The following is a 19,614-nucleotide window of genomic DNA, read 5'->3' as shown; positions in this document are numbered from 1 at the left end:
AATGCCAAACCCGAGATTCTCAAAGGTGGCGTAGTATACGCTGACTCGACGATGTGCTCAAGTCCCGAACAGACAAAGATCCCGATGGATCGCGCGAAATGGTCTAAATCCAACCATATTCGGCAAAAGAAACATACTCTCCCCGACCGATAACTAAATGGTCAAGCACACGAATGTCCATGAATTGACAGCATTTGATGATACGCTCAGTGATCTCTTTGTCGGCTTGACTTGGTTTAGCGCAACCCGAGGGGTGATTATGCGCGAGGATCACGGCGGCTGCATTCACTTTTATCGCTTCACGCACAATTTCTCGCGGATGCACCTCCACATGACTCAAGGTACCCGAGAATAAACGGCAATGTTTTAGCACCCGGTTTTGGTTATCGAGGAAGATCACCATAAAGATCTCGCGCTCAACATCAGAAAGCTGGCTCTGCAAAAAATCCCGCGTCATTTCAGGGCTTATCAAGGGATTATCTTCAAGCATCCGCACGCTGTGATAGCGCCTCGACAGCTCGGCAATCCCTTTTAGCTGGGCAAATTTAGCCAAGCCTATTCCCTCGACATGCTTAAATTCTGCAAGCTCGGCGTTGAGCAGGCCGTAGAGAGAGCCAAAATGCTCAAGCAGCTGCTGCGCCAGTACAAAAACAGTCTTCCCGGATGTGCCGGTGCGTAAAAAGAGTGCCAGCAGCTCGGTATCCGTCAGAGACGTAATGCCGGAGTGCAGCATTTTTTCTCGCGGCAAGAGCGGCAATGTGAAATCCATATCCCTTCTCCTTTTTTCTTTCATCCTGACACAGGATTCGTGGCCGCTCGACAGGCTCTTTTCGTTCTTGCGTAGCGCCTCGCAAAGGGAGGCACGCACAAAATCACGCCACTTTTGGGATTGTGATAAAATGCCCGCTCTCTGGTGAAACCCAACAGGAAAGAATCATGATGAGCCTGGCCGGTAAAAAAATCGTTCTTGGCGTGAGCGGCGGCATTGCCGCCTATAAAGCGCCAGAACTGGTGCGCCGTTTGCGCGAGCGCGGGGCCGATGTGCGGGTCGCGATAACCGAAGGCGGCAAAGCCTTTATCACGCCCCTGAGTTTGCAGGCAGTTTCTGGATACCCGGTCTCTGACAGCCTGCTGGACCCTGCGGCAGAAGCCGCCATGGGCCATATTGAGCTTGGCAAATGGGCAGACCTGGTGATCCTCGCCCCCGCGACGGCTGATTTAATCGCCCGCGTCGCCGCCGGTATGGCAAACGATCTGGTCTCTACCATTTGCCTGGCCACACCCGCTCCGGTCGCCGTGGTGCCTGCCATGAACCAGCAGATGTATCGCAACGCCGCTACCCAGCATAATCTTGACGTGTTGGCCTCTCGCGGCCTGTTGATTTGGGGCCCGGACAGCGGCAGTCAGGCCTGCGGTGATATCGGCCCAGGCCGTATGCTGGACCCTCTTGCTATTGTCGATATGGCGGCGGCCCATTTTGCCCCTGTCAACGACCTGCAACATCTCAACATCATGATTACCGCGGGCCCCACGCGTGAACCCCTGGATCCGGTGCGTTATATCACCAATCACAGCTCCGGTAAGATGGGCTTCGCTATCGCCGCAGCGGCGGCAAAACGCGGGGCGACGGTCACACTGGTGAGCGGGCCAGTCTCGTTGCCCACGCCATCATCTGTGCAGCGAATCGACGTAACCACAGCGCTGGAAATGGAAGCCGCTGTCCAGGCGCACGCGCAAAAACAGCACATATTTATCGGCTGCGCCGCCGTTGCGGATTACCGCGCAGAAACCATTGCTGATGCAAAAATTAAAAAGCAAGGCGATGAATTAACGATAAAAATGGTGAAAAACCCGGATATCGTTGCGGGCGTTGCTGCATTAAAAACCCATCGACCTTACGTCGTTGGATTTGCCGCAGAAACGAATAATGTGGAAGAATACGCCCGGCAAAAACGTACCCGCAAAAATCTCGATTTGATTTGTGCGAATGATGTATCGCTGGCGACACAAGGATTTAATAGCGACAGCAATGCACTGCACCTTTTCTGGCAGGATGGAGAGAAAGTCTTACCGCTTGAGCGCAAGGAACTCCTGGGCCAACAATTACTGGACGAGATCGTTACCCGTTATGATGAAAAAAATCGACGTTAAGATTCTGGACCCGCGCGTTGGCCAGCAATTTCCGCTGCCAACTTACGCCACCACCGGCTCTGCTGGTCTTGACCTGCGTGCCTGTCTCGATGACGCCGTAGAGCTGGCACCGGGTGCCACTACGCTTATCCCAACTGGTCTGGCGATTCACATTGCCGACTCGTCACTGGCGGCGGTGATCCTCCCTCGCTCAGGTCTTGGTCATAAGCATGGTATCGTGCTGGGCAATCTGGTTGGGCTTATCGATTCTGACTACCAGGGTCAGCTGATGGTCTCTGTCTGGAACCGTGGCCAGGATAGCTTCACCATTGAGCCGGGCGAACGTATCGCGCAGATGGTTTTTGTGCCAGTGGTTCAGGCGGAATTTAACCTGGTGGAAGATTTTGATGCCACCGATCGCGGCGAAGGCGGCTTCGGCCACTCAGGGCGCAAATAAGCCTAACAGTACGCATCTCACAGCGTAATAACGCGATAACACACCGCAAACAACAGTTTGCGGTCGCTGTGTGGATGCCAGCCGTAAAAGCGCGTATTTTCAGGGGTATTTTGTAACATGGCAGAAAAACAAACCGCGAAAAGGAATCGTCGCGAAGAAATACTTCAATCTCTGGCTCTGATGCTTGAATCCAGCGATGGCAGCCAACGCATCACCACCGCGAAACTGGCCGCCTCTGTTGGCGTATCAGAAGCGGCGCTCTATCGTCATTTCCCCAGCAAAACGCGGATGTTTGACAGTCTGATCGAATTTATCGAAGACAGCCTAATCACCCGCATCAATCTGATTTTAAAAGACGAAAAAGACACGACCGCGCGCCTGCGTCTGATTGTGCTGCTGATTTTGGGTTTTGGTGAACGCAATCCGGGTTTAACCCGCATTCTGACCGGTCATGCTCTCATGTTTGAGCAGGACAAACTTCAGGGGCGCATCAACCAGCTGTTCGAGCGCATTGAAGCGCAGCTGCGGCAGGTTTTGCGTGAAAAGAAAATGCGTGAAGGCGAAGGTTACGTTACTGACGAAACCTTGCTGGCCGGGCAACTTCTGGCTTTCTGCGAGGGGATGCTTTCCCGCTTTGTGCGCAGCGAGTTCAAATATCGCCCGACGGACGATTTCGACACTCGCTGGCCGTTAGTGGCTGCTCAACTGCAGTAAATCTTATCCGGCCTACGTGATGCGTAGGCCCGGTAAGCACAGTGCCACCGGGCAATTCACTCAAACGCCAAACGCTTCCCGATACGCCTGCACTGACGCCAGGTGATCCGCCATTTCAGGCTTCTCTTCCAGATAGGCAATCAGGTCTTTCAGCGTGATGATCGACGTCACTTTGCAGTGGTAATCGCGCTCCACTTCCTGAATCGCCGAGATTTCGCCACGGCCACGCTCCTGACGATCAAGAGAGATCAGCACGCCAGCAAGCGTTGCGCCGTTAGCCTGAATGATCTCCATGGATTCACGGATCGCGGTTCCTGCGGTGATCACGTCGTCCACCAGCATCACCCGACCCTGCAACGCGCTGCCGACCAGGTTGCCGCCTTCACCGTGCGTTTTGGCTTCTTTACGGTTGAAGCAGTACGGCAGGTCACGATCGTGGTGTTCCGCTAACGCCACCGCCGTCGTGGTCGCAATCGGAATCCCTTTATAAGCCGGACCAAACAGCAGATCGAAATCAATCCCGGAATCCACCAGCGCTTCGGCGTAGAAACGGCCTAACAAAGCCAGATCGCGCCCGGTATTAAACAGGCCGGCATTGAAGAAATAGGGGCTTTTGCGCCCGGATTTCAGCGTAAATTCGCCGAACTTAAGAACCTGCTTGTTAAGCGCAAACTCAATAAACTGGCGCTGATAGGGTTTCATGGATTTGCTCCTCATCTTACTTATCATCATTTTGGTTTACGCTACATCATTCACGCCCTATCGGCAGCCGACAAAGAGACGGCGCTCAGGATGAAGCATAAAAAAAAGGGCGACAACGTCGCCCTTACATCAATTTTCTAACGCCGCTTTCTGCGCCGCGACAATGGATTCGATTCCCCCTCGGGCTAACGCCAGCAAGGTAAGAAGCTCTTCGTGGGTGAACGGCTCGCCTTCTGCCGTGCCCTGCACCTCAATAATGCGACCGTCTTCGGTCATCACGACGTTCATGTCGGTTTCTGCGGCGGAGTCTTCAACATACTCAAGATCGCAAAGGGCTTCGCCTTTTACAATACCAACGGAGACAGCGGCCACCATCCCTTTCATTGGGTTGATTTTCAGTTTACCGGCGGCAACCAGTTTGTTCAGCGCATCGGCAAGCGCCACGCAAGCGCCGGTGATGGACGCCGTACGCGTGCCGCCATCAGCCTGAATCACGTCGCAGTCCAACGTGATGGTGAATTCGCCCAATGTTTTCAGATCCACCGCCGCACGAAGTGCGCGAGCAATCAGACGCTGAATTTCCATCGTGCGGCCACCCTGCTTCCCTTTTGCCGCTTCGCGAGCGTTACGGGTGTGGGTCGCACGAGGAAGCATGCCATATTCGGCAGTGATCCAGCCTTGGCCCTGACCTTTCAGAAAACGCGGAACGCCTTCATCGATAGAGGCGGTGCACAGCACTTTGGTGTTACCGAATTCAACAAGCACGGAGCCTTCAGCGTGTATTGTATAGTTACGGGTCAGGGTGACGGGGCGCACCTGATTGGCGCTACGGCCTGCTGGACGCATGATGATATCTCCGGCTTGAAACGAATGTGGCTGCGCATTATACGGATTAAACGCGCTTATTCCTATCCTGAGAAAGCCCCGAAAGCTATAATCCCCCCATCTCTCCTCTAAAAACGGACATGTTTATGATTCGCAGTATGACCGCCTACGCCCGGCGTGAAATCAAGGGTAGCTGGGGTAGCGCTACCTGGGAAATGCGCTCGGTAAACCAGCGCTATCTGGAAACGTATTTCCGTATGCCGGAGCAGTTTCGCAGCCTCGAGCCGGTTGTTCGCGAACGCATTCGGGCTCGCCTGACGCGCGGTAAAGTGGAATGCAACCTGCGTTTTGAACCCGACGCGAGCGCGCAAGGGGAGCTGATCCTCAATGAAAAACTGGCCAAACAGCTGGTGAATGCCGCGAACTGGGTCAAGATGCAGAGCGACGAAGGCGAAATCAATCCTGTTGATATCCTTCGCTGGCCAGGCGTGATGGCCGCAGGAGAGCAGGATCTGGATGCAATTACCACTGAAATTCTGGGTGCGCTTGATGGCGCATTAGATGATTTTATCGTCGCCCGTGAAACCGAAGGTCAGGCGCTGAAAGCGATGATTGAGCAGCGTCTGGAAGGTGTCAGCGCAGAAGTTCTGAAAGTACGCGCACACATGCCTGAAGTCCTCCAATGGCAGCGCGAGCGCCTGCTTGCCCGACTCGAAGATGCAGAAGTTCAGCTGGAAAATACCCGTCTGGAGCAGGAACTGGTCCTGATGGCCCAGCGTGTTGACGTGGCCGAAGAACTGGATCGTCTGGAAGCGCACGTCAAAGAGACCTACAACATTCTGAAGAAAAAAGAAGCCGTGGGTCGTCGTCTCGATTTCATGATGCAGGAATTCAACCGCGAGTCGAACACGTTGGCGTCCAAATCAATCAACGCCGAAGTGACCACATCTGCGATTGAGCTGAAAGTGCTGATTGAGCAAATGCGCGAGCAGATTCAGAACATTGAATAATCGCCAGGGTAGCTCAACGTGAGCTACCCATTATTTTTTCTCATGCTGTTAGCGCTTTCTCATTCAAAAAAACCTTTCATCCCACTGATAAAAAACTCAGCGATTAATTAGTTTAACTAAGCCAAATCGCTTCACTTTAGAAAATATCAATCGTGATCTAAGCCACAAAAGGCTACTCTGCCACCAGTTTCTCTGGAGGCGATAATGCTTTTACACATTCTCTATCTGGTCGGTATCACCGCTGAAGCCATGACCGGTGCGCTGGCTGCTGGGCGCCGTCGTATGGACACCTTCGGTGTCATCATTATCGCCACCGCTACGGCACTCGGTGGAGGATCTGTCCGTGATATCTTGCTGGGACACTATCCACTCGGTTGGGTCAAGCATCCTGAGTATGTTGTGATCGTAGCTGTCGCCGCGGTTCTGACGACGATTGCCGCCCCAGTGATGCCTCATCTGCGCCGTCTGTTTTTGGTACTGGACGCATTAGGGCTGATCGTGTTTTCCATTATTGGTGCGCAAATTGCGCTGGATATGGGTGAAGGCCCGATCATTGCCATCATCGCCGCTGTGGTCACGGGCGTGTTTGGCGGCGTGCTGCGCGATATGTTCTGTAAACGCATTCCGCTGGTGTTCCAGAAAGAGCTCTACGCTGGCATTTCGTTCGCCTCAGCCGTGCTGTACATTGCGCTACAGCATTATGTGTCGAGCCATGATGTCGTCGTCATCGCCACCCTGCTGTTTGGTTTTACCGCGCGCATGTTGGCGTTGCGCCTAAAACTTGGACTTCCGGTGTTTCATTACACCCATGACTCGCACTAAGTAACGTAATAGAGAGGCAACAAGTATTAATCAGCACGTTTCGTAGGCTTATATTAAATCGAAAAACGATTACAATAACCGCCTGTAACCATCCTGGAAATATGCGTTAAGAACCGATGTCACTTGCTAAAGCCTCTGCCCTCATCCTGGATAAAAAACTCAGCAGTCATTTTTTAATCCTGTTGATGATCTCTGTATTGATACAAGTGTGGCCAGTGTACTTCACGCAGCCTGCACGCTTTGTTGTGCGCATTGCGATTTGCAATGGCCTGCTTTTACTTGGCGCGTCAGCCCTTTATCGCTACCTTCCCGGTAAAATTATTGCCTTTCTTCTTACGGCCCTCCTGACGCTTAATTTTGCGATCGCATTCAGTACCTGGAATGTTTATCAGAGCGAATTCAACACCGTTTTTGCGATGAGTATTCTGGCGACCCACCTGGCCGAAGCAAAAAGTATGTCCGGGCTGTATTTAAACAGCTTCCCTGTCATCGCGGCCTATTTTGTTATCACCTGGTATGCCATTAAGTCACTGAGCGAAAACCTGTCAGACAGGGCAAAAATCATCAGCATTGTGTTGTTGGTTGGCTATATAGGCTGGTATTCAACTGCTAACTGGTTGAAAAAACGTAAAGACCTGGAAGTTTATTACCCATTGAGTGCACGCATCCTGACGAACACGCCATTTTACACAGGCTCGGAATTTATTATTGCCCACCGAGATAGCGCACTGGCTGAAAAAATTAGCCAGAAGCAAGTGCACTATCCCGCCCTGCAGTACCATCAGACGGGTATCGAAAACTATGTGGTGATCGTTGGAGAATCTGCTCGCCGCAGTAATATGCAGCTTTATGGTTTCAACCAGGAGACCACGCCAGTTGAATCAGCGTATGCAAAGAATGCTCTGATCTTTACCCACGCTATTGCTCCGGCGTCAGCCACGGTGCTGGCAGTCCCAATGATACTGAGTAAAGCCGATCCTGATAACTTTACGGTCGACAAACTCGCCGACAATATCGTCAGCATTGCCAAAAAATCTGGTTATTACACGGAATGGATCAGCGCGCAGGGCAACTCAGGAAAGAGTAATAATTATATTGTCGCGATTGCCTCTGCGAGCCATAAAGCTCAGTGGATTAACACGCAGTATGACACCGAACTTTTACCTGCACTGGATGAAGCGCTGAAAAAACCGGGTAAGAAATTCATCGTATTGCATATTAATGGCAGTCATGAGATGGCGTGTGACCGCTATCCCGCGTCCGCTCAGGTACTAAACACGGGAAATAAGTACGAAGATTGCTACAACAATGCGATTCGCTTTACCGACGCCTTTATTGGTGAGGTGGGAAAACGCCTGCAAAATAGCGCCTCTTCTCTTCTCTATTTCTCCGACCATGGGCTGGAAAAAAACCCACAGCTGGAATCCCTTTACATGCATGGCTCACGTAATCCTAGCAAAGAGGCGTACGAAGTCCCGCAGTTTATCTGGTACAGCCAGCCAGCGCTCTCCAGCCAGCAACGTCAACTGGGCTGGGTACCAGGATTCTGGTCCACCGCAAACAATTATTGGCTTATGCTGAGTTGGCTTGGCATCTCCACGGGCGCTGAGAACTGCCGTTCGGTTCTGGAAACCTGCTATCAGGAATCAACATTGCTTCCGGTAATGGATGGTGGTCGACATATCTTCGATTACGACCAGCTACGGGATACTTTTAGTTCACCAGACAAAAAAACACCATGGCGTAAGGCTAAGGCCGGTTCGCTCTAAAACCCCTGGATGCCTTGCGTTCGCAGCCAGGATGCCATGGCCGCGATAGCTGGATCGTGAAAAAATTCGACCAGCTTTCGCGCTTTCTCCGGGCCGATACCGGGAAGCAGGCGCCAGCTCACCGCCTCTTTGTCGCGTAATTGCTGCCATGAATGTTCTGTCAGCGCTTTTGCTGCAGCTTGCGGCAGCGGCACACTTAGCGCACCAATCCATCGCATAAAAGGCTGATGACGCACCCGCTCAAAACGATGCCATAGCTGTAATCCCCGCGAAGCATTTAAGCCTGGCGTATTCTGGAGCTGCTCCTGAGTCAGCGACAGCCAGGAGAAAATATGTTCGAAATGATGAGCCTGATGTAATAGCCGCCAGCCTGACTCACCCAGTCCTTCGATATCGAGTATTTGCTTCGAACTCAGCCAGACTAACCGGGCAAAAAACTGTTCCAGACATTCTGGCGACGCATAAAAGCAGGTCAGCGGGCTAAAATGTGAGGACGGTGGCGTCGGTTTTACACGGTCAAAACCCCGCCACACAACCTTATCCAGCCGGGGTATGCCCTGCCCCGCCAGACTCACCAGTACCTGATCGCCAGGCGCGATATCAAGCGTCCGCCAGCGCCCTACGGAACCGAGACTCACTCGCTGTACCCGTTTGTCATCCAGCTGTACAGGTTCAAGAGAGGCGACAACAGAGATCTTGCCCGTTCGCCCAACGGCAAACTGAATGGCTTTAACTTCTGCAAGCTGTGAGACGGGCGAATACTTCCATGCAACCACCCAGTCTCCTGCTCCAGGCTGCCAGTGCTCACCCGCAGGTTCGATTGCGGAACGCACCACAATGCCGTCAGTGGCAAAGGGCAAAACGGATGTCAGCCATTCGGTTTTGTTTTGCTCCACCTCTTCTACGGTTCGGACTGCGCGCGTATAACGCCTGGTCAGAGAAAACCCCGCTTTCGCCAGTTCAGCGACACGCTGCGGCATTGAAGAGGGGCCATCGGGCCAGGCCCAGATAAAAACGCCGATATTATCCAGCGTCGGCTTGCCACTCTGGCGCATCATCATGCCAGCGACTTTAGCGCGCGCATTCATTCCCCCTTTTTGCTGTTGGATATGCCCTTCGCTGCGTAAAAACAGTTCGCCCTGCAAAACACTGTCCGCCAGTGCTCCCTGCAGAGTTAACGGAATCGACGGTATTTTTTGCACCTGCGTCGTCCAGTCCTCTCCTTTCATTCCATCGCCACGACTAATCGCCTGCACTAACTTGCCCTTGCGATAGACCAGCGTCACCGCCACACCATCTACTTTCGGCTGCACCCACAGATCGTGGTGCGCTTTCATCCACTGGCGTAACTCATTAATCCCCACAACCTTATGCACACCCGTATGCGCAATAGGGTGTTTCACCGTCCCACTGGCAGGTGGGATATCATCGGAAGTGGGTTCGTTGTTGAAGCAAAAGCGCCATTGCGCGAGCCGCGCACTAAGCTGATCGTAAACCTCATCGCTGACCTCGCTTTTCCCCTCCTGCCAGTACGCCTCACTCCAGCGGGCGATCTGCGCACTCAGTTTTGCCATTTCCTGATCTGCTTTAGCATGCGACCAGGCGGGGCAAACCGCCATCACGCAGCCATTCCACAGCATCAACACCAATCCAGCCCATTTCCACATCGCGATACCTCCCTGTTTTGCGAAAGGTATAACCCTGCTGTTTTAACCTGGCTAGTGGCAAAACCACGATTTACGAGCCTGCTTCCGCGTTATGTTCTGGTTGCAGCAAACGGCGGGTAAAACCGGAAAACGGTACTCAAAAATCAACAATCCCGAGGAAAAAGTGTGACAAAGGCTACGTCACAGAGCAGTGACGTGTATAATAAGCCCGTATGTAGGACTTCTTCGCTAACACATACAAAAGACTCTCATGGCTCAAGGCACGCTTTATATTGTTTCTGCCCCTAGTGGCGCGGGTAAATCCAGCCTGATTCAGGCGCTGTTAAAAACCCAACCGTTGTACGATACGCAAGTTTCGGTTTCTCACACCACGCGGGCACCGCGTCCGGGTGAAGTACACGGTGAACACTATTTCTTTGTGAATCACGATGAATTCAGAACGATGATTGGCAGAGACGCGTTCCTTGAACACGCTGAAGTATTCGGAAATTTCTACGGGACATCCCGTGAAACCATCGAGCAGGTCCTGGCAACCGGCGTCAATGTGTTCCTGGATATCGACTGGCAGGGCGCACAGCAGATTCGTGCGAAGATGCCGCAAGCGCGGAGCATCTTTATTCTGCCGCCGTCGAAGGATGAGCTTGACCGTCGCCTGCGTGGCCGCGGCCAGGACAGCGAAGAAGTTATCGCAAAACGTATGGCGCAGGCAGTTGCAGAAATGAGCCATTACGCCGAATATGATTACCTTATTGTGAATGATGATTTTGATACTGCCCTGGGCGATCTGAAAACCATTATTCGCGCAGAACGTCTGCGTATGAGCCGCCAGAAGCAGCGACATGACGCATTAATCACCAAACTGTTGGCAGACTGAACCCACATTCAGTATCATGCCCAGTCATTTCTTCATCTGTGGAGCATTTTAAGTATGGCACGCGTAACTGTTCAGGACGCTGTAGAGAAAATTGGTAACCGTTTTGACCTGGTACTGGTCGCCGCGCGTCGCGCTCGTCAGATGCAGTCCGGCGGCAAAGATCCACTGGTACCAGAAGAAAACGATAAAACCACCGTGATCGCACTGCGCGAAATCGAAGAAGGTCTGATCAACAACCAGATCCTCGACGTACGTGAGCGCCAGGAGCAGCAAGAGCAGGAAGCCGCAGAACTGCAGGCCGTAACCGCCATTGCTGAAGGCCGTCGTTAATTAAACCTGCGGGTCGCCCTTGTATCTGTTTGAAAGCCTGAATCAACTGATTCAAACCTACCTGCCTGAAGACCAGATTAAGCGTCTTCAGCAGGCGTATCTCGTTGCACGTGACGCTCACGAGGGCCAAACACGTTCAAGCGGTGAACCCTATATCACGCACCCGGTAGCGGTGGCCTGTATTCTGGCCGAGATGAAACTCGACTATGAAACGCTGATGGCCGCGCTGCTGCATGACGTGATCGAAGATACCCCCGCCACCTACCAGGATATGGAACAGCTGTTTGGTAAAAGCGTTGCCGAACTGGTGGAAGGGGTCTCTAAGCTTGATAAGCTGAAATTCCGCGATAAGAAAGAGGCGCAAGCCGAAAACTTTCGCAAGATGATAATGGCGATGGTGCAGGATATCCGCGTCATTCTCATCAAACTCGCTGACCGTACTCACAATATGCGCACGCTGGGCTCATTACGCCCCGATAAACGTCGCCGCATCGCCCGTGAAACCCTCGAAATTTATAGCCCGCTGGCACACCGTTTAGGTATCCATCACATTAAAACCGAGCTTGAAGAGCTGGGTTTTGAAGCGTTGTACCCAAACCGCTATCGCGTGATTAAAGAGGTGGTTAAAGCCGCGCGCGGCAACCGTAAAGAGATGATTCAGAAGATCCTTTCTGAAATCGAAGGGCGTTTGCAGGAAGCGGGAATTCCGTGTCGCGTCAGCGGCCGCGAAAAGCATTTGTACTCCATCTACTGCAAAATGGTGCTGAAAGAGCAGCGTTTTCACTCGATCATGGATATCTACGCGTTCCGTGTCATCGTTCATGATTCTGACACCTGCTATCGCGTACTCGGTCAGATGCACAGCCTCTACAAACCGCGTCCGGGGCGCGTTAAAGACTATATTGCCATTCCAAAAGCGAACGGCTATCAATCTTTGCACACCTCGATGATCGGGCCGCACGGCGTACCTGTTGAGGTACAAATCCGTACCGAAGACATGGACCAGATGGCGGAAATGGGTGTTGCTGCGCACTGGGCTTATAAAGAGCACGGCGAAACCAGTACCACCGCGCAAATCCGCGCCCAGCGCTGGATGCAAAGCCTGCTTGAACTTCAACAGAGCGCCGGTAGTTCGTTTGAATTTATCGAGAGCGTTAAATCCGATCTCTTCCCGGATGAGATTTACGTTTTCACGCCAGAAGGGCGCATTGTCGAGCTGCCTGCTGGCGCAACGCCGGTCGACTTCGCTTATGCGGTGCATACCGATATTGGTCATGCCTGCGTGGGCGCACGTGTCGACAGACAGCCGTATCCGCTGTCTCAGCCGCTCACCAGCGGCCAGACGGTCGAAATTATTACCGCACCGGGCGCTCGCCCAAATGCCGCATGGCTTAACTTCGTCGTCAGTTCGAAAGCACGCGCGAAGATCCGTCAGTTGCTGAAAAACCTCAAACGTGACGACTCCGTTAGCCTGGGCCGTCGCCTGCTCAACCATGCGTTGGGTGGCAGCCGCAAGCTGGCCGAAATTCCGCCAGAGAACATACAGCGAGAGCTGGAGCGCATGAAGCTCGCCTCGCTTGACGATCTGCTGGCAGAAATCGGCCTGGGTAATGCGATGAGCGTCGTCGTGGCGAAGAACCTCCAGCAGGGCGAAGCCTCCGCTGTGCAGCCGACCACGCAGGGGCACGGTCATCTGCCGATCAAAGGTGCGGATGGGGTGCTTATCACCTTCGCTAAATGCTGCCGACCGATTCCTGGCGACCCAATCATCGCCCACGTCAGCCCAGGTAAAGGTCTGGTTATCCATCACGAGTCCTGCCGTAACATCCGTGGCTATCAAAAAGAGCCAGAGAAGTTCATGGCCGTTGAGTGGGATAAAGAGACTGAGCAAGAATTTATCACCGAAATTAAGGTCGATATGTTCAACCACCAGGGCGCGCTGGCAAACCTGACGGCGGCGATCAACACGGCTTCTTCCAACATTCAAAGCCTGAATACGGAAGAAAAAGATGGCCGCGTTTACAGCGCCTTTATTCGTCTGACCGCGCGCGATCGTGTGCATCTGGCGAATATCATGCGCAAAATCCGCGTGATGCCGGACGTCATTAAAGTCACCCGTAACCGAAACTAGGCTAATGAATTCAGAACGTTATGCACGTATCTGTGAGATGCTCGCCAGACGCCAGCCCGATCTGACGGTCTGCATGGAGCAGGTCCATAAACCTCATAACGTCTCCGCCATCGTCCGCACCGCGGACGCCGTTGGCGTGCATGAAGTTCACGCAGTCTGGCCGGGTAAAAATATGCGCACCATGGCCTCCAGCGCGGCAGGCAGCAACAGCTGGGTGACGGTAAAAACTCACCCCACGATTGCGGATGCTGTCACGCAGCTGAAAAGCAGCGGGATGCAAATCCTGGCGACCCACCTTTCCGATAAAGCCGTCGATTTTCGCGACATTGATTACACCCGCCCGACCTGCATTCTGATGGGTCAGGAGAAAACCGGGATCACGCAAGAAGCATTAGATCTGGCGGATCAGGACATCATTATCCCGATGATTGGCATGGTGCAGTCGCTGAATGTCTCTGTCGCCTCTGCGCTGATTCTGTATGAAGCCCAGCGCCAGCGTCAGAACGCCGGGATGTACGAACGCGAAAACAGCATGCTTCCTGAAGTTGAACAGCAGCGTCTGCTGTTTGAAGGTGGCTATCCGGTGCTGGCTCGCGTGGCTAAACAGAAGCAATTACCTTATCCCCACGTCAATGCGCAGGGCGAAATCGAAGCCGATGCCGCATGGTGGTCCACCATGCAGTTTGCAGGCTAAACCATGAACGGCCACCTGCTTGATGCCGTTCCGCTCAGCTCATTAACGGGCGTAGGTGCGGCGCAAAGCAACAAGCTGGCTAAAATTGGCCTGCACACTGTACAAGATTTGCTCCTGCACCTTCCTCTGCGTTACGAAGATCGCACCCAGCTTTACGCGATTGGCGATCTGCTGCCTGGCATCTACGCCACCGTGGAAGGCGAAGTCCTGAACAGCACTATTACCTTTGGCGGCCGTCGCATGATGACCTGTCAGATCAGCGACGGCTCCGGCATTCTCACCATGCGTTTTTTCAATTTCAGTGCTGCGATGAAAAACAGCCTGGCCGCCGGACGACGCGTGCTGGCCTATGGCGAAGCCAAACGCGGGAAATATGGCGCGGAGATGATCCACCCGGAGTACCGTGTGCAGGGCGATCTGAGTACGCCTGAACTGCAGGAGACGCTGACGCCGGTGTACCCCACTACCGAAGGTATCAAGCAGGCGACGCTGCGAAAACTGACGGATCAGGCGCTGGAGTTGCTTGATACCTGCGCCATCGCCGAACTGCTTCCGCCTGAGCTGGCACAGGGCATGATGAGCCTGCCGGAAGCCATTCGCACCCTGCACCGCCCACCGCCGTCTTTACAGCTGAGCGAGTTAGAAAACGGGCAACATCCGGCGCAGCGGCGGCTTATCCTTGAAGAATTACTGGCACATAACCTGAGCATGCTGGCGCTTCGCGCGGGTGCACAGCGTTTTCACGCACAACCTCTGCCTGCCCGTGATGATTTAAAAGATAAGCTGCTGGCCTCATTGCCCTTTAAACCGACGAATGCCCAGGCACGCGTGACTGCCGAGATCGAACGCGATATGGCGCTCGATATTCCGATGATGCGTCTGGTACAAGGTGACGTAGGCTCCGGTAAAACGCTGGTCGCCGCCCTCGCGGCCCTGCGCGCTATCGCGCACGGCAAACAGGTGGCGCTGATGGCCCCAACCGAACTGCTCGCCGAGCAGCACGCCAATAACTTCCGCAGCTGGTTTGCGCCGCTGGGCGTGGAAGTGGGCTGGCTTGCCGGCAAGCAAAAAGGCAAAGCACGTCTCGCGCAACAGGAAGCCATCGCCAGCGGTCAGGTACAGATGATTGTCGGTACCCACGCCATTTTTCAGGAACAGGTGCAGTTTAACGGCCTTGCCCTGGTGATCATCGATGAGCAACATCGCTTTGGCGTACATCAGCGGCTGGCCTTGTGGGAAAAAGGGCTGCAGCAGGGCTTCCACCCGCATCAGTTGATCATGACCGCCACGCCTATCCCGCGCACCCTGGCGATGACCGCCTATGCCGATCTGGATACCTCAACGATCGATGAACTGCCACCCGGCCGAACGCCGGTCACCACCGTGGCCATTCCGGATACGCGCCGCAGCGAGATCATCGATCGCGTGCGCAACGCCTGCACTCACGAAGGCCGTCAGGCGTACTGGGTTTGTACATTGATTGAAGAGTCCGACCTGCTGGAAGCGCAGGCCGCAGAAGCAACGTGGGAAGAGCTAAAACTGGCGCTGCCCGAGCTGAATATTGGGCTGGTGCATGGCCGAATGAAACCCACTGAAAAACAGGCTGTTATGCACTCATTCAAGCAGGGCGAGTTGCATTTGCTGATTGCCACAACGGTTATCGAAGTGGGCGTGGATGTGCCGAATGCCAGCCTGATGATTATCGAAAACCCGGAGCGGCTGGGCCTTGCGCAACTTCACCAGCTGCGGGGCCGCGTTGGCCGTGGTGCGGTAGCTTCCCACTGCGTTTTGCTCTTCAAATCCCCGCTTTCTAAAACGGCGCAAATGCGACTCCAGGTGCTGCGCGACAGCAATGACGGCTTTGTGATTGCGCAAAAGGATCTCGAGATCCGCGGCCCCGGCGAACTGCTGGGCACACGCCAGACCGGTAACGCCGAATTCAAAGTGGCCGATCTGCTTCGTGACCAATCGATGATTCCGGAAGTCCAGCGCCTTGCCCGCCACATTCACGAGCGTTATCCGGCACAGGCCGCCGGGCTGATTCAACGCTGGATGCCAGAAACCGAGCGCTATTCCAACGCCTGATCACTGTGCTCATCCCTGTTTTAATAAATATATAAATGCAATCGTTTGCTTTTACCATCCGGTCAGCTAAAATGCCCGCTTTTCACCCGTGGGATTGCCGCCGATGTCCGTTAACGCCGTAGAGTCTCAAGATGCGCAACCGATTGCGCACGCTCAACATAATAGTGAACTCATCTACCGTCTTGAAGATCGTCCGCCGCTGGCGCAAACGCTGTTCGCCGCGTGTCAGCACCTGCTGGCGATGTTCGTGGCCGTTATCACGCCTGCCCTGCTGATTTGCCAGGCGCTCGGCTTACCGGCTCAGGACACGCAGCACATCATCAGCATGTCCCTGTTTGCATCCGGCGTGGCGTCTATTATTCAGATTAAAGCCTGGGGCCCGGTCGGTTCAGGGTTGCTGTCAATTCAGGGCACCAGCTTTAACTTTGTTGCCCCGCTGATTATGGGTGGCACTGCGCTGAAAACCGGCGGGGCCGATGTCCCGACGATGATGGCTGCGCTTTTCGGCACCCTGATGCTGGCCAGCTGTACGGAAATGGTCATCTCCCGCGTGCTGCATCTGGCGCGCCGCGTCATTACCCCGCTGGTTTCCGGCGTGGTGGTGATGATTATCGGTCTGTCGCTGATTCAGGTGGGCCTGACCTCTATCGGCGGCGGGTATGCGGCGATGAGTGACCACACTTTCGGCGCACCGAAAAATCTGCTGCTGGCGGGCGTGGTGCTGGCGATTATTATTTTGCTCAACCGTCAGCGTAACCCGTACCTGCGCGTCGCCTCGCTGGTGATTGCCATGGCGACCGGTTATCTGGTGGCGTGGGCGATGGGCATGCTGCCGGAAAACACCGCGCCGACCAACAGCGCGCTGATTATGGTGCCGACACCGCTCTATTATGGCCTCGGCATTGACTGGAGCCTGCTCCTGCCGCTGATGCTGGTATTCATGATCACCTCGCTGGAAACCATCGGCGACATCACCGCCACGTCTGACGTCTCCGAACAGCCGGTCTCTGGTCCGCTGTACATGAAACGCCTGAAAGGCGGCGTGCTGGCGAACGGTCTGAACTCGTTTGTCTCTGCCGTGTTCAACACCTTCCCGAACTCCTGCTTTGGCCAGAACAATGGCGTGATCCAGCTGACCGGCGTCGCCAGCCGCTACGTGGGCTTTGTCGTGGCGCTGATGCTGATCGTGCTCGGCCTGTTCCCGGCGGTGAGTGGCTTTGTGCAGCACATTCCGGAACCGGTGCTGGGCGGCGCAACGCTTGTGATGTTCGGTACGATTGCGGCCTCTGGCGTGCGCATCGTGTCGCGTGAGCCGCTGAACCGTCGTGCCATCATGATTATCGCGCTGTCCCTGGCCGTCGGTCTGGGCGTTTCCCAGCAGCCGCTGATCCTGCAGTTCGCCCCTGACTGGGTGAAAAACCTGCTCTCCTCCGGCATCGCCGCAGGGGGTATCACGGCGATTGTGCTGAACCTCGTCTTCCCGCCAGAAAAGAACTGATCCCCCGTCACGGCAGGCATCACGCCTGCCGTGAAACCGAATTACACCATTCCTGCCTTGAGGATTGCGCATAAATCGTGCATAACTCCCTTATGTGCGTTTGATGGGATGGAAGACCATGAAATTTATTGGAAAGCTGCTGATCTGGATTTTGATTGCGGTGCTGCTCGCAATCCTGGCACTTTATATCCTCGTGCAGACCCGCTGGGGCGCGGCTCAGGTGAGCAGCTGGATTACGGTTAACACCGACTACGAACTCAATTTCGACCTGATGGATCACCGTTTTTCTTCCCCGTCGCACATCATTCTGGAAAACGTCACCTTTGGCCGCGATGGCAAACCCGCCACCCTGGTCGCGAAAAAAGTGGATATTGGTCTGAGCAGCCGACAGCTCACCGATCCGCTGCACATGGATACCATCACCCTGCACGACGGGACACTTAACCTCTCCCCCCAAACCGCGCCGCTTCCGTTCCAGGCCGACCGCCTGCAGCTGAACAACATGGCGTTCAACAGCCCGAATATGGAATGGGATCTGAGCGCGCAAAAAGTGACAGGCGGCGTCAGCCCCTGGCAGCCGGAAGCGGGCAGCGTGCTGGGCAAAAAAGCGCAAATTCAGATGAGCGCCGGATCGCTGACGCTCAACGGCGTGCCCACCAGCAATGTGCTGATTCAGGGCGAGCTGAACGGTAAAGAAGTGGTGCTGAGCACCATCGGCGCAGATATGGCGCGCGGCTCGCTGACCGGTACCGCGCGGCGTAACGCCGACGGCGGCTGGGTGATCGACAATCTGCGCCTGAACGACATTCGCCTGCAAAGCGACAAATCATTGATGGATTTCTTTGCGCCGATCACCACCCTGCCGTCGCTGCAGATTGGCCGCCTGGAGGTCACCGATGCCCGCCTGCAAGGGCCGGACTGGGCCGTAACCGATCTCGATTTAAGCCTGCGCAATCTGACCCTCAGCCAGGGCGACTGGCAAAGCCAGGACGGACGTTTATCGATGAATGCCAGCGAGTTTATCTACGGCTCGCTGCATCTTTTTGATCCGATTCTGAATGCAGAGTTTGCACCGCAGGGCGTGGCGCTGCGCCAGTTCACCTCCCGCTGGGAAGGCGGTATGGTGCGCACCTCCGGCAACTGGCTACGCAACGGTAAAGCGCTGATACTGGACGATGTCGCGGTGGCCGGTCTGGAGTACACCCTGCCACCGAACTGGAAAACCCTGTGGATGGAGCAGCTCCCGGAATGGCTCCACGGCGTGACCCTGAAAAAATTTGGCCTGAGTCGCAACCTGGTGATCGATATCGATCCCGCCTTCCCGTGGCAGATCACCTCTCTCGACGGATATGGTGCCAACCTCCAGCTGGCGAAAGATCGTCAGTGGGGCGTGTGGGGCGGCAATGCGACCCTGAACGGTGCCGCCGCCACCTTTAATCGTGTAGACGTGCGCCGTCCGTCACTGGCGCTGGCGGCCAACGCGTCGACGGTGAATATCACGGAACTGAGCGCCTTCACCGAAAAAGGTATTCTTGAAGCCACGGCGACCGTATCACAGTTACCGCAGCGCCAGACCACGGTTAGCCTGAAGGGGCGCGGCGTGCCGGTGAATGTGTTGCAACAGTGGGGCTGGCCTGCACTGCCAATTAACGGCGACGGCAATATCCAGCTGACCGCCAGCGGCAGCGTGCAGGACAAAGCGCCGCTGAAACCGTCGGTAAATGGGAAGTTGAACGCGGTAAATATGGATAAACAGCAGGTGCAGCAGACGATGACGGGCGGCCAGGTATCGACAAGCCCTGCGGTCGCGCCATCTGTAACACCCCAGCCCTGAAATGTTAATGGCATAAAAAAGCCGGGTGGCGGCTACGCTTAACCCGGCCTGCAAACCAAAGCTGACACCGTA

The 19,614-nt window shown here is 54.7% G+C and carries 17 protein-coding genes; 13 read left to right on the top strand and 4 right to left on the bottom strand.

Translation table 11 applies throughout. The features are described 5' to 3' along the window. Nucleotides 1-103: 103 nt before the first annotated feature. Nucleotides 104-769: a RadC family protein gene (gene radC, locus ABIE11_RS16605; protein ID WP_429184901.1), complete on the bottom strand. Its 666-nt coding sequence runs from the start codon at nt 767-769 to the stop codon at nt 104-106. 170 nt (nt 770-939) lie between these two features. Here radC and coaBC point away from each other — a divergent pair, with 170 nt between their 5' ends. The 3 genes from coaBC (at nt 940) to slmA (ending at nt 3,301) form a co-directional block, all read left to right on the top strand. Beyond that, nucleotides 940-2,151, top strand: a complete 1,212-nt coding sequence (gene coaBC / locus ABIE11_RS16600; RefSeq protein WP_194513257.1) for a bifunctional phosphopantothenoylcysteine decarboxylase/phosphopantothenate--cysteine ligase CoaBC — start codon at nt 940-942, stop codon at nt 2,149-2,151. Beyond that, nucleotides 2,129-2,587, top strand: a complete 459-nt coding sequence (gene dut / locus ABIE11_RS16595; RefSeq protein WP_164971809.1) for a dUTP diphosphatase — start codon at nt 2,129-2,131, stop codon at nt 2,585-2,587. Before coaBC ends, dut begins: the two co-directional genes overlap by 23 nt. A gap of 117 nt (nt 2,588-2,704) precedes the next feature. Next, entirely contained in the window at nt 2,705-3,301 is a 597-nt protein-coding gene (gene slmA, locus ABIE11_RS16590; protein ID WP_100778201.1) for a nucleoid occlusion factor SlmA, read from the top strand. A 60-nt stretch (nt 3,302-3,361) separates the two neighbouring features. On the opposite strand, the gene pyrE is transcribed toward slmA, so the two are convergent. Further along, a complete protein-coding gene (gene pyrE, locus ABIE11_RS16585) occupies nt 3,362-4,003 on the bottom strand; it encodes an orotate phosphoribosyltransferase (RefSeq protein ID WP_129035847.1) in 642 nt (213 codons plus the stop codon). Nucleotides 4,004-4,132: 129 nt separating this feature from the next. Beyond that, nucleotides 4,133-4,849 (bottom strand): ribonuclease PH, encoded by a 717-nt coding sequence (rph, locus tag ABIE11_RS16580; protein ID WP_429184900.1) that lies wholly within the window; start codon nt 4,847-4,849, stop codon nt 4,133-4,135. Between the two features lie 125 nt (nt 4,850-4,974). Between rph and ABIE11_RS16575 the strand changes: the two genes are divergently transcribed. From ABIE11_RS16575 to ABIE11_RS16565, 3 genes are all read left to right on the top strand, one after another. Further along, nucleotides 4,975-5,838, top strand: a complete 864-nt coding sequence (locus tag ABIE11_RS16575; RefSeq protein ID WP_102105075.1) for a YicC/YloC family endoribonuclease — start codon at nt 4,975-4,977, stop codon at nt 5,836-5,838. A 204-nt stretch (nt 5,839-6,042) separates the two neighbouring features. Beyond that, nucleotides 6,043-6,660, top strand: coding sequence for a trimeric intracellular cation channel family protein (locus ABIE11_RS16570; RefSeq protein WP_123429706.1), 618 nt, complete (start codon nt 6,043-6,045; stop codon nt 6,658-6,660). Nucleotides 6,661-6,776: 116 nt separating this feature from the next. Beyond that, nucleotides 6,777-8,429 (top strand): phosphoethanolamine transferase, encoded by a 1,653-nt coding sequence (locus ABIE11_RS16565; RefSeq protein ID WP_429184899.1) that lies wholly within the window; start codon nt 6,777-6,779, stop codon nt 8,427-8,429. Here the strand turns inward: ABIE11_RS16565 and ligB are convergent. Continuing rightward, nucleotides 8,426-10,096: an NAD-dependent DNA ligase LigB gene (gene ligB, locus ABIE11_RS16560; protein ID WP_429184898.1), complete on the bottom strand. Its 1,671-nt coding sequence runs from the start codon at nt 10,094-10,096 to the stop codon at nt 8,426-8,428. The genes ABIE11_RS16565 and ligB overlap by 4 nt on opposite strands. A gap of 250 nt (nt 10,097-10,346) precedes the next feature. On the opposite strand from ligB, the gene gmk reads away from it, so the two are divergent. The 7 genes from gmk (at nt 10,347) to ABIE11_RS16525 (ending at nt 19,542) form a co-directional block, all read left to right on the top strand. Further along, nucleotides 10,347-10,970 (top strand): guanylate kinase, encoded by a 624-nt coding sequence (gmk, locus tag ABIE11_RS16555; protein WP_100778209.1) that lies wholly within the window; start codon nt 10,347-10,349, stop codon nt 10,968-10,970. 54 nt (nt 10,971-11,024) lie between these two features. Continuing rightward, nucleotides 11,025-11,300, top strand: a complete 276-nt coding sequence (rpoZ, locus tag ABIE11_RS16550; RefSeq protein ID WP_032615688.1) for a DNA-directed RNA polymerase subunit omega — start codon at nt 11,025-11,027, stop codon at nt 11,298-11,300. Nucleotides 11,301-11,319: 19 nt separating this feature from the next. Next, nucleotides 11,320-13,431, top strand: coding sequence for a bifunctional GTP diphosphokinase/guanosine-3',5'-bis pyrophosphate 3'-pyrophosphohydrolase (spoT, locus tag ABIE11_RS16545; RefSeq protein WP_107702540.1), 2,112 nt, complete (start codon nt 11,320-11,322; stop codon nt 13,429-13,431). 4 nt (nt 13,432-13,435) lie between these two features. Beyond that, nucleotides 13,436-14,125 (top strand): tRNA (guanosine(18)-2'-O)-methyltransferase TrmH, encoded by a 690-nt coding sequence (gene trmH / locus ABIE11_RS16540; protein ID WP_102105079.1) that lies wholly within the window; start codon nt 13,436-13,438, stop codon nt 14,123-14,125. A 3-nt stretch (nt 14,126-14,128) separates the two neighbouring features. Beyond that, a complete protein-coding gene (recG, locus tag ABIE11_RS16535) occupies nt 14,129-16,210 on the top strand; it encodes an ATP-dependent DNA helicase RecG (RefSeq protein WP_429184897.1) in 2,082 nt (693 codons plus the stop codon). Between the two features lie 103 nt (nt 16,211-16,313). After that, nucleotides 16,314-17,708 (top strand): nucleobase:cation symporter-2 family protein, encoded by a 1,395-nt coding sequence (locus ABIE11_RS16530; RefSeq protein WP_100778213.1) that lies wholly within the window; start codon nt 16,314-16,316, stop codon nt 17,706-17,708. Between the two features lie 118 nt (nt 17,709-17,826). Then, nucleotides 17,827-19,542: an AsmA family protein gene (locus ABIE11_RS16525; protein WP_429184896.1), complete on the top strand. Its 1,716-nt coding sequence runs from the start codon at nt 17,827-17,829 to the stop codon at nt 19,540-19,542. Nucleotides 19,543-19,614 lie beyond the last annotated feature (72 nt).

This window comes from Lelliottia sp. 489, assembly GCF_050435885.1.
GTDB lineage: Bacteria > Pseudomonadota > Gammaproteobacteria > Enterobacterales > Enterobacteriaceae > Enterobacter > Enterobacter nimipressuralis.
Note: the sequence above shows the minus strand (reverse complement) of the source record. Positions and strands in the feature narration are given on the sequence as shown.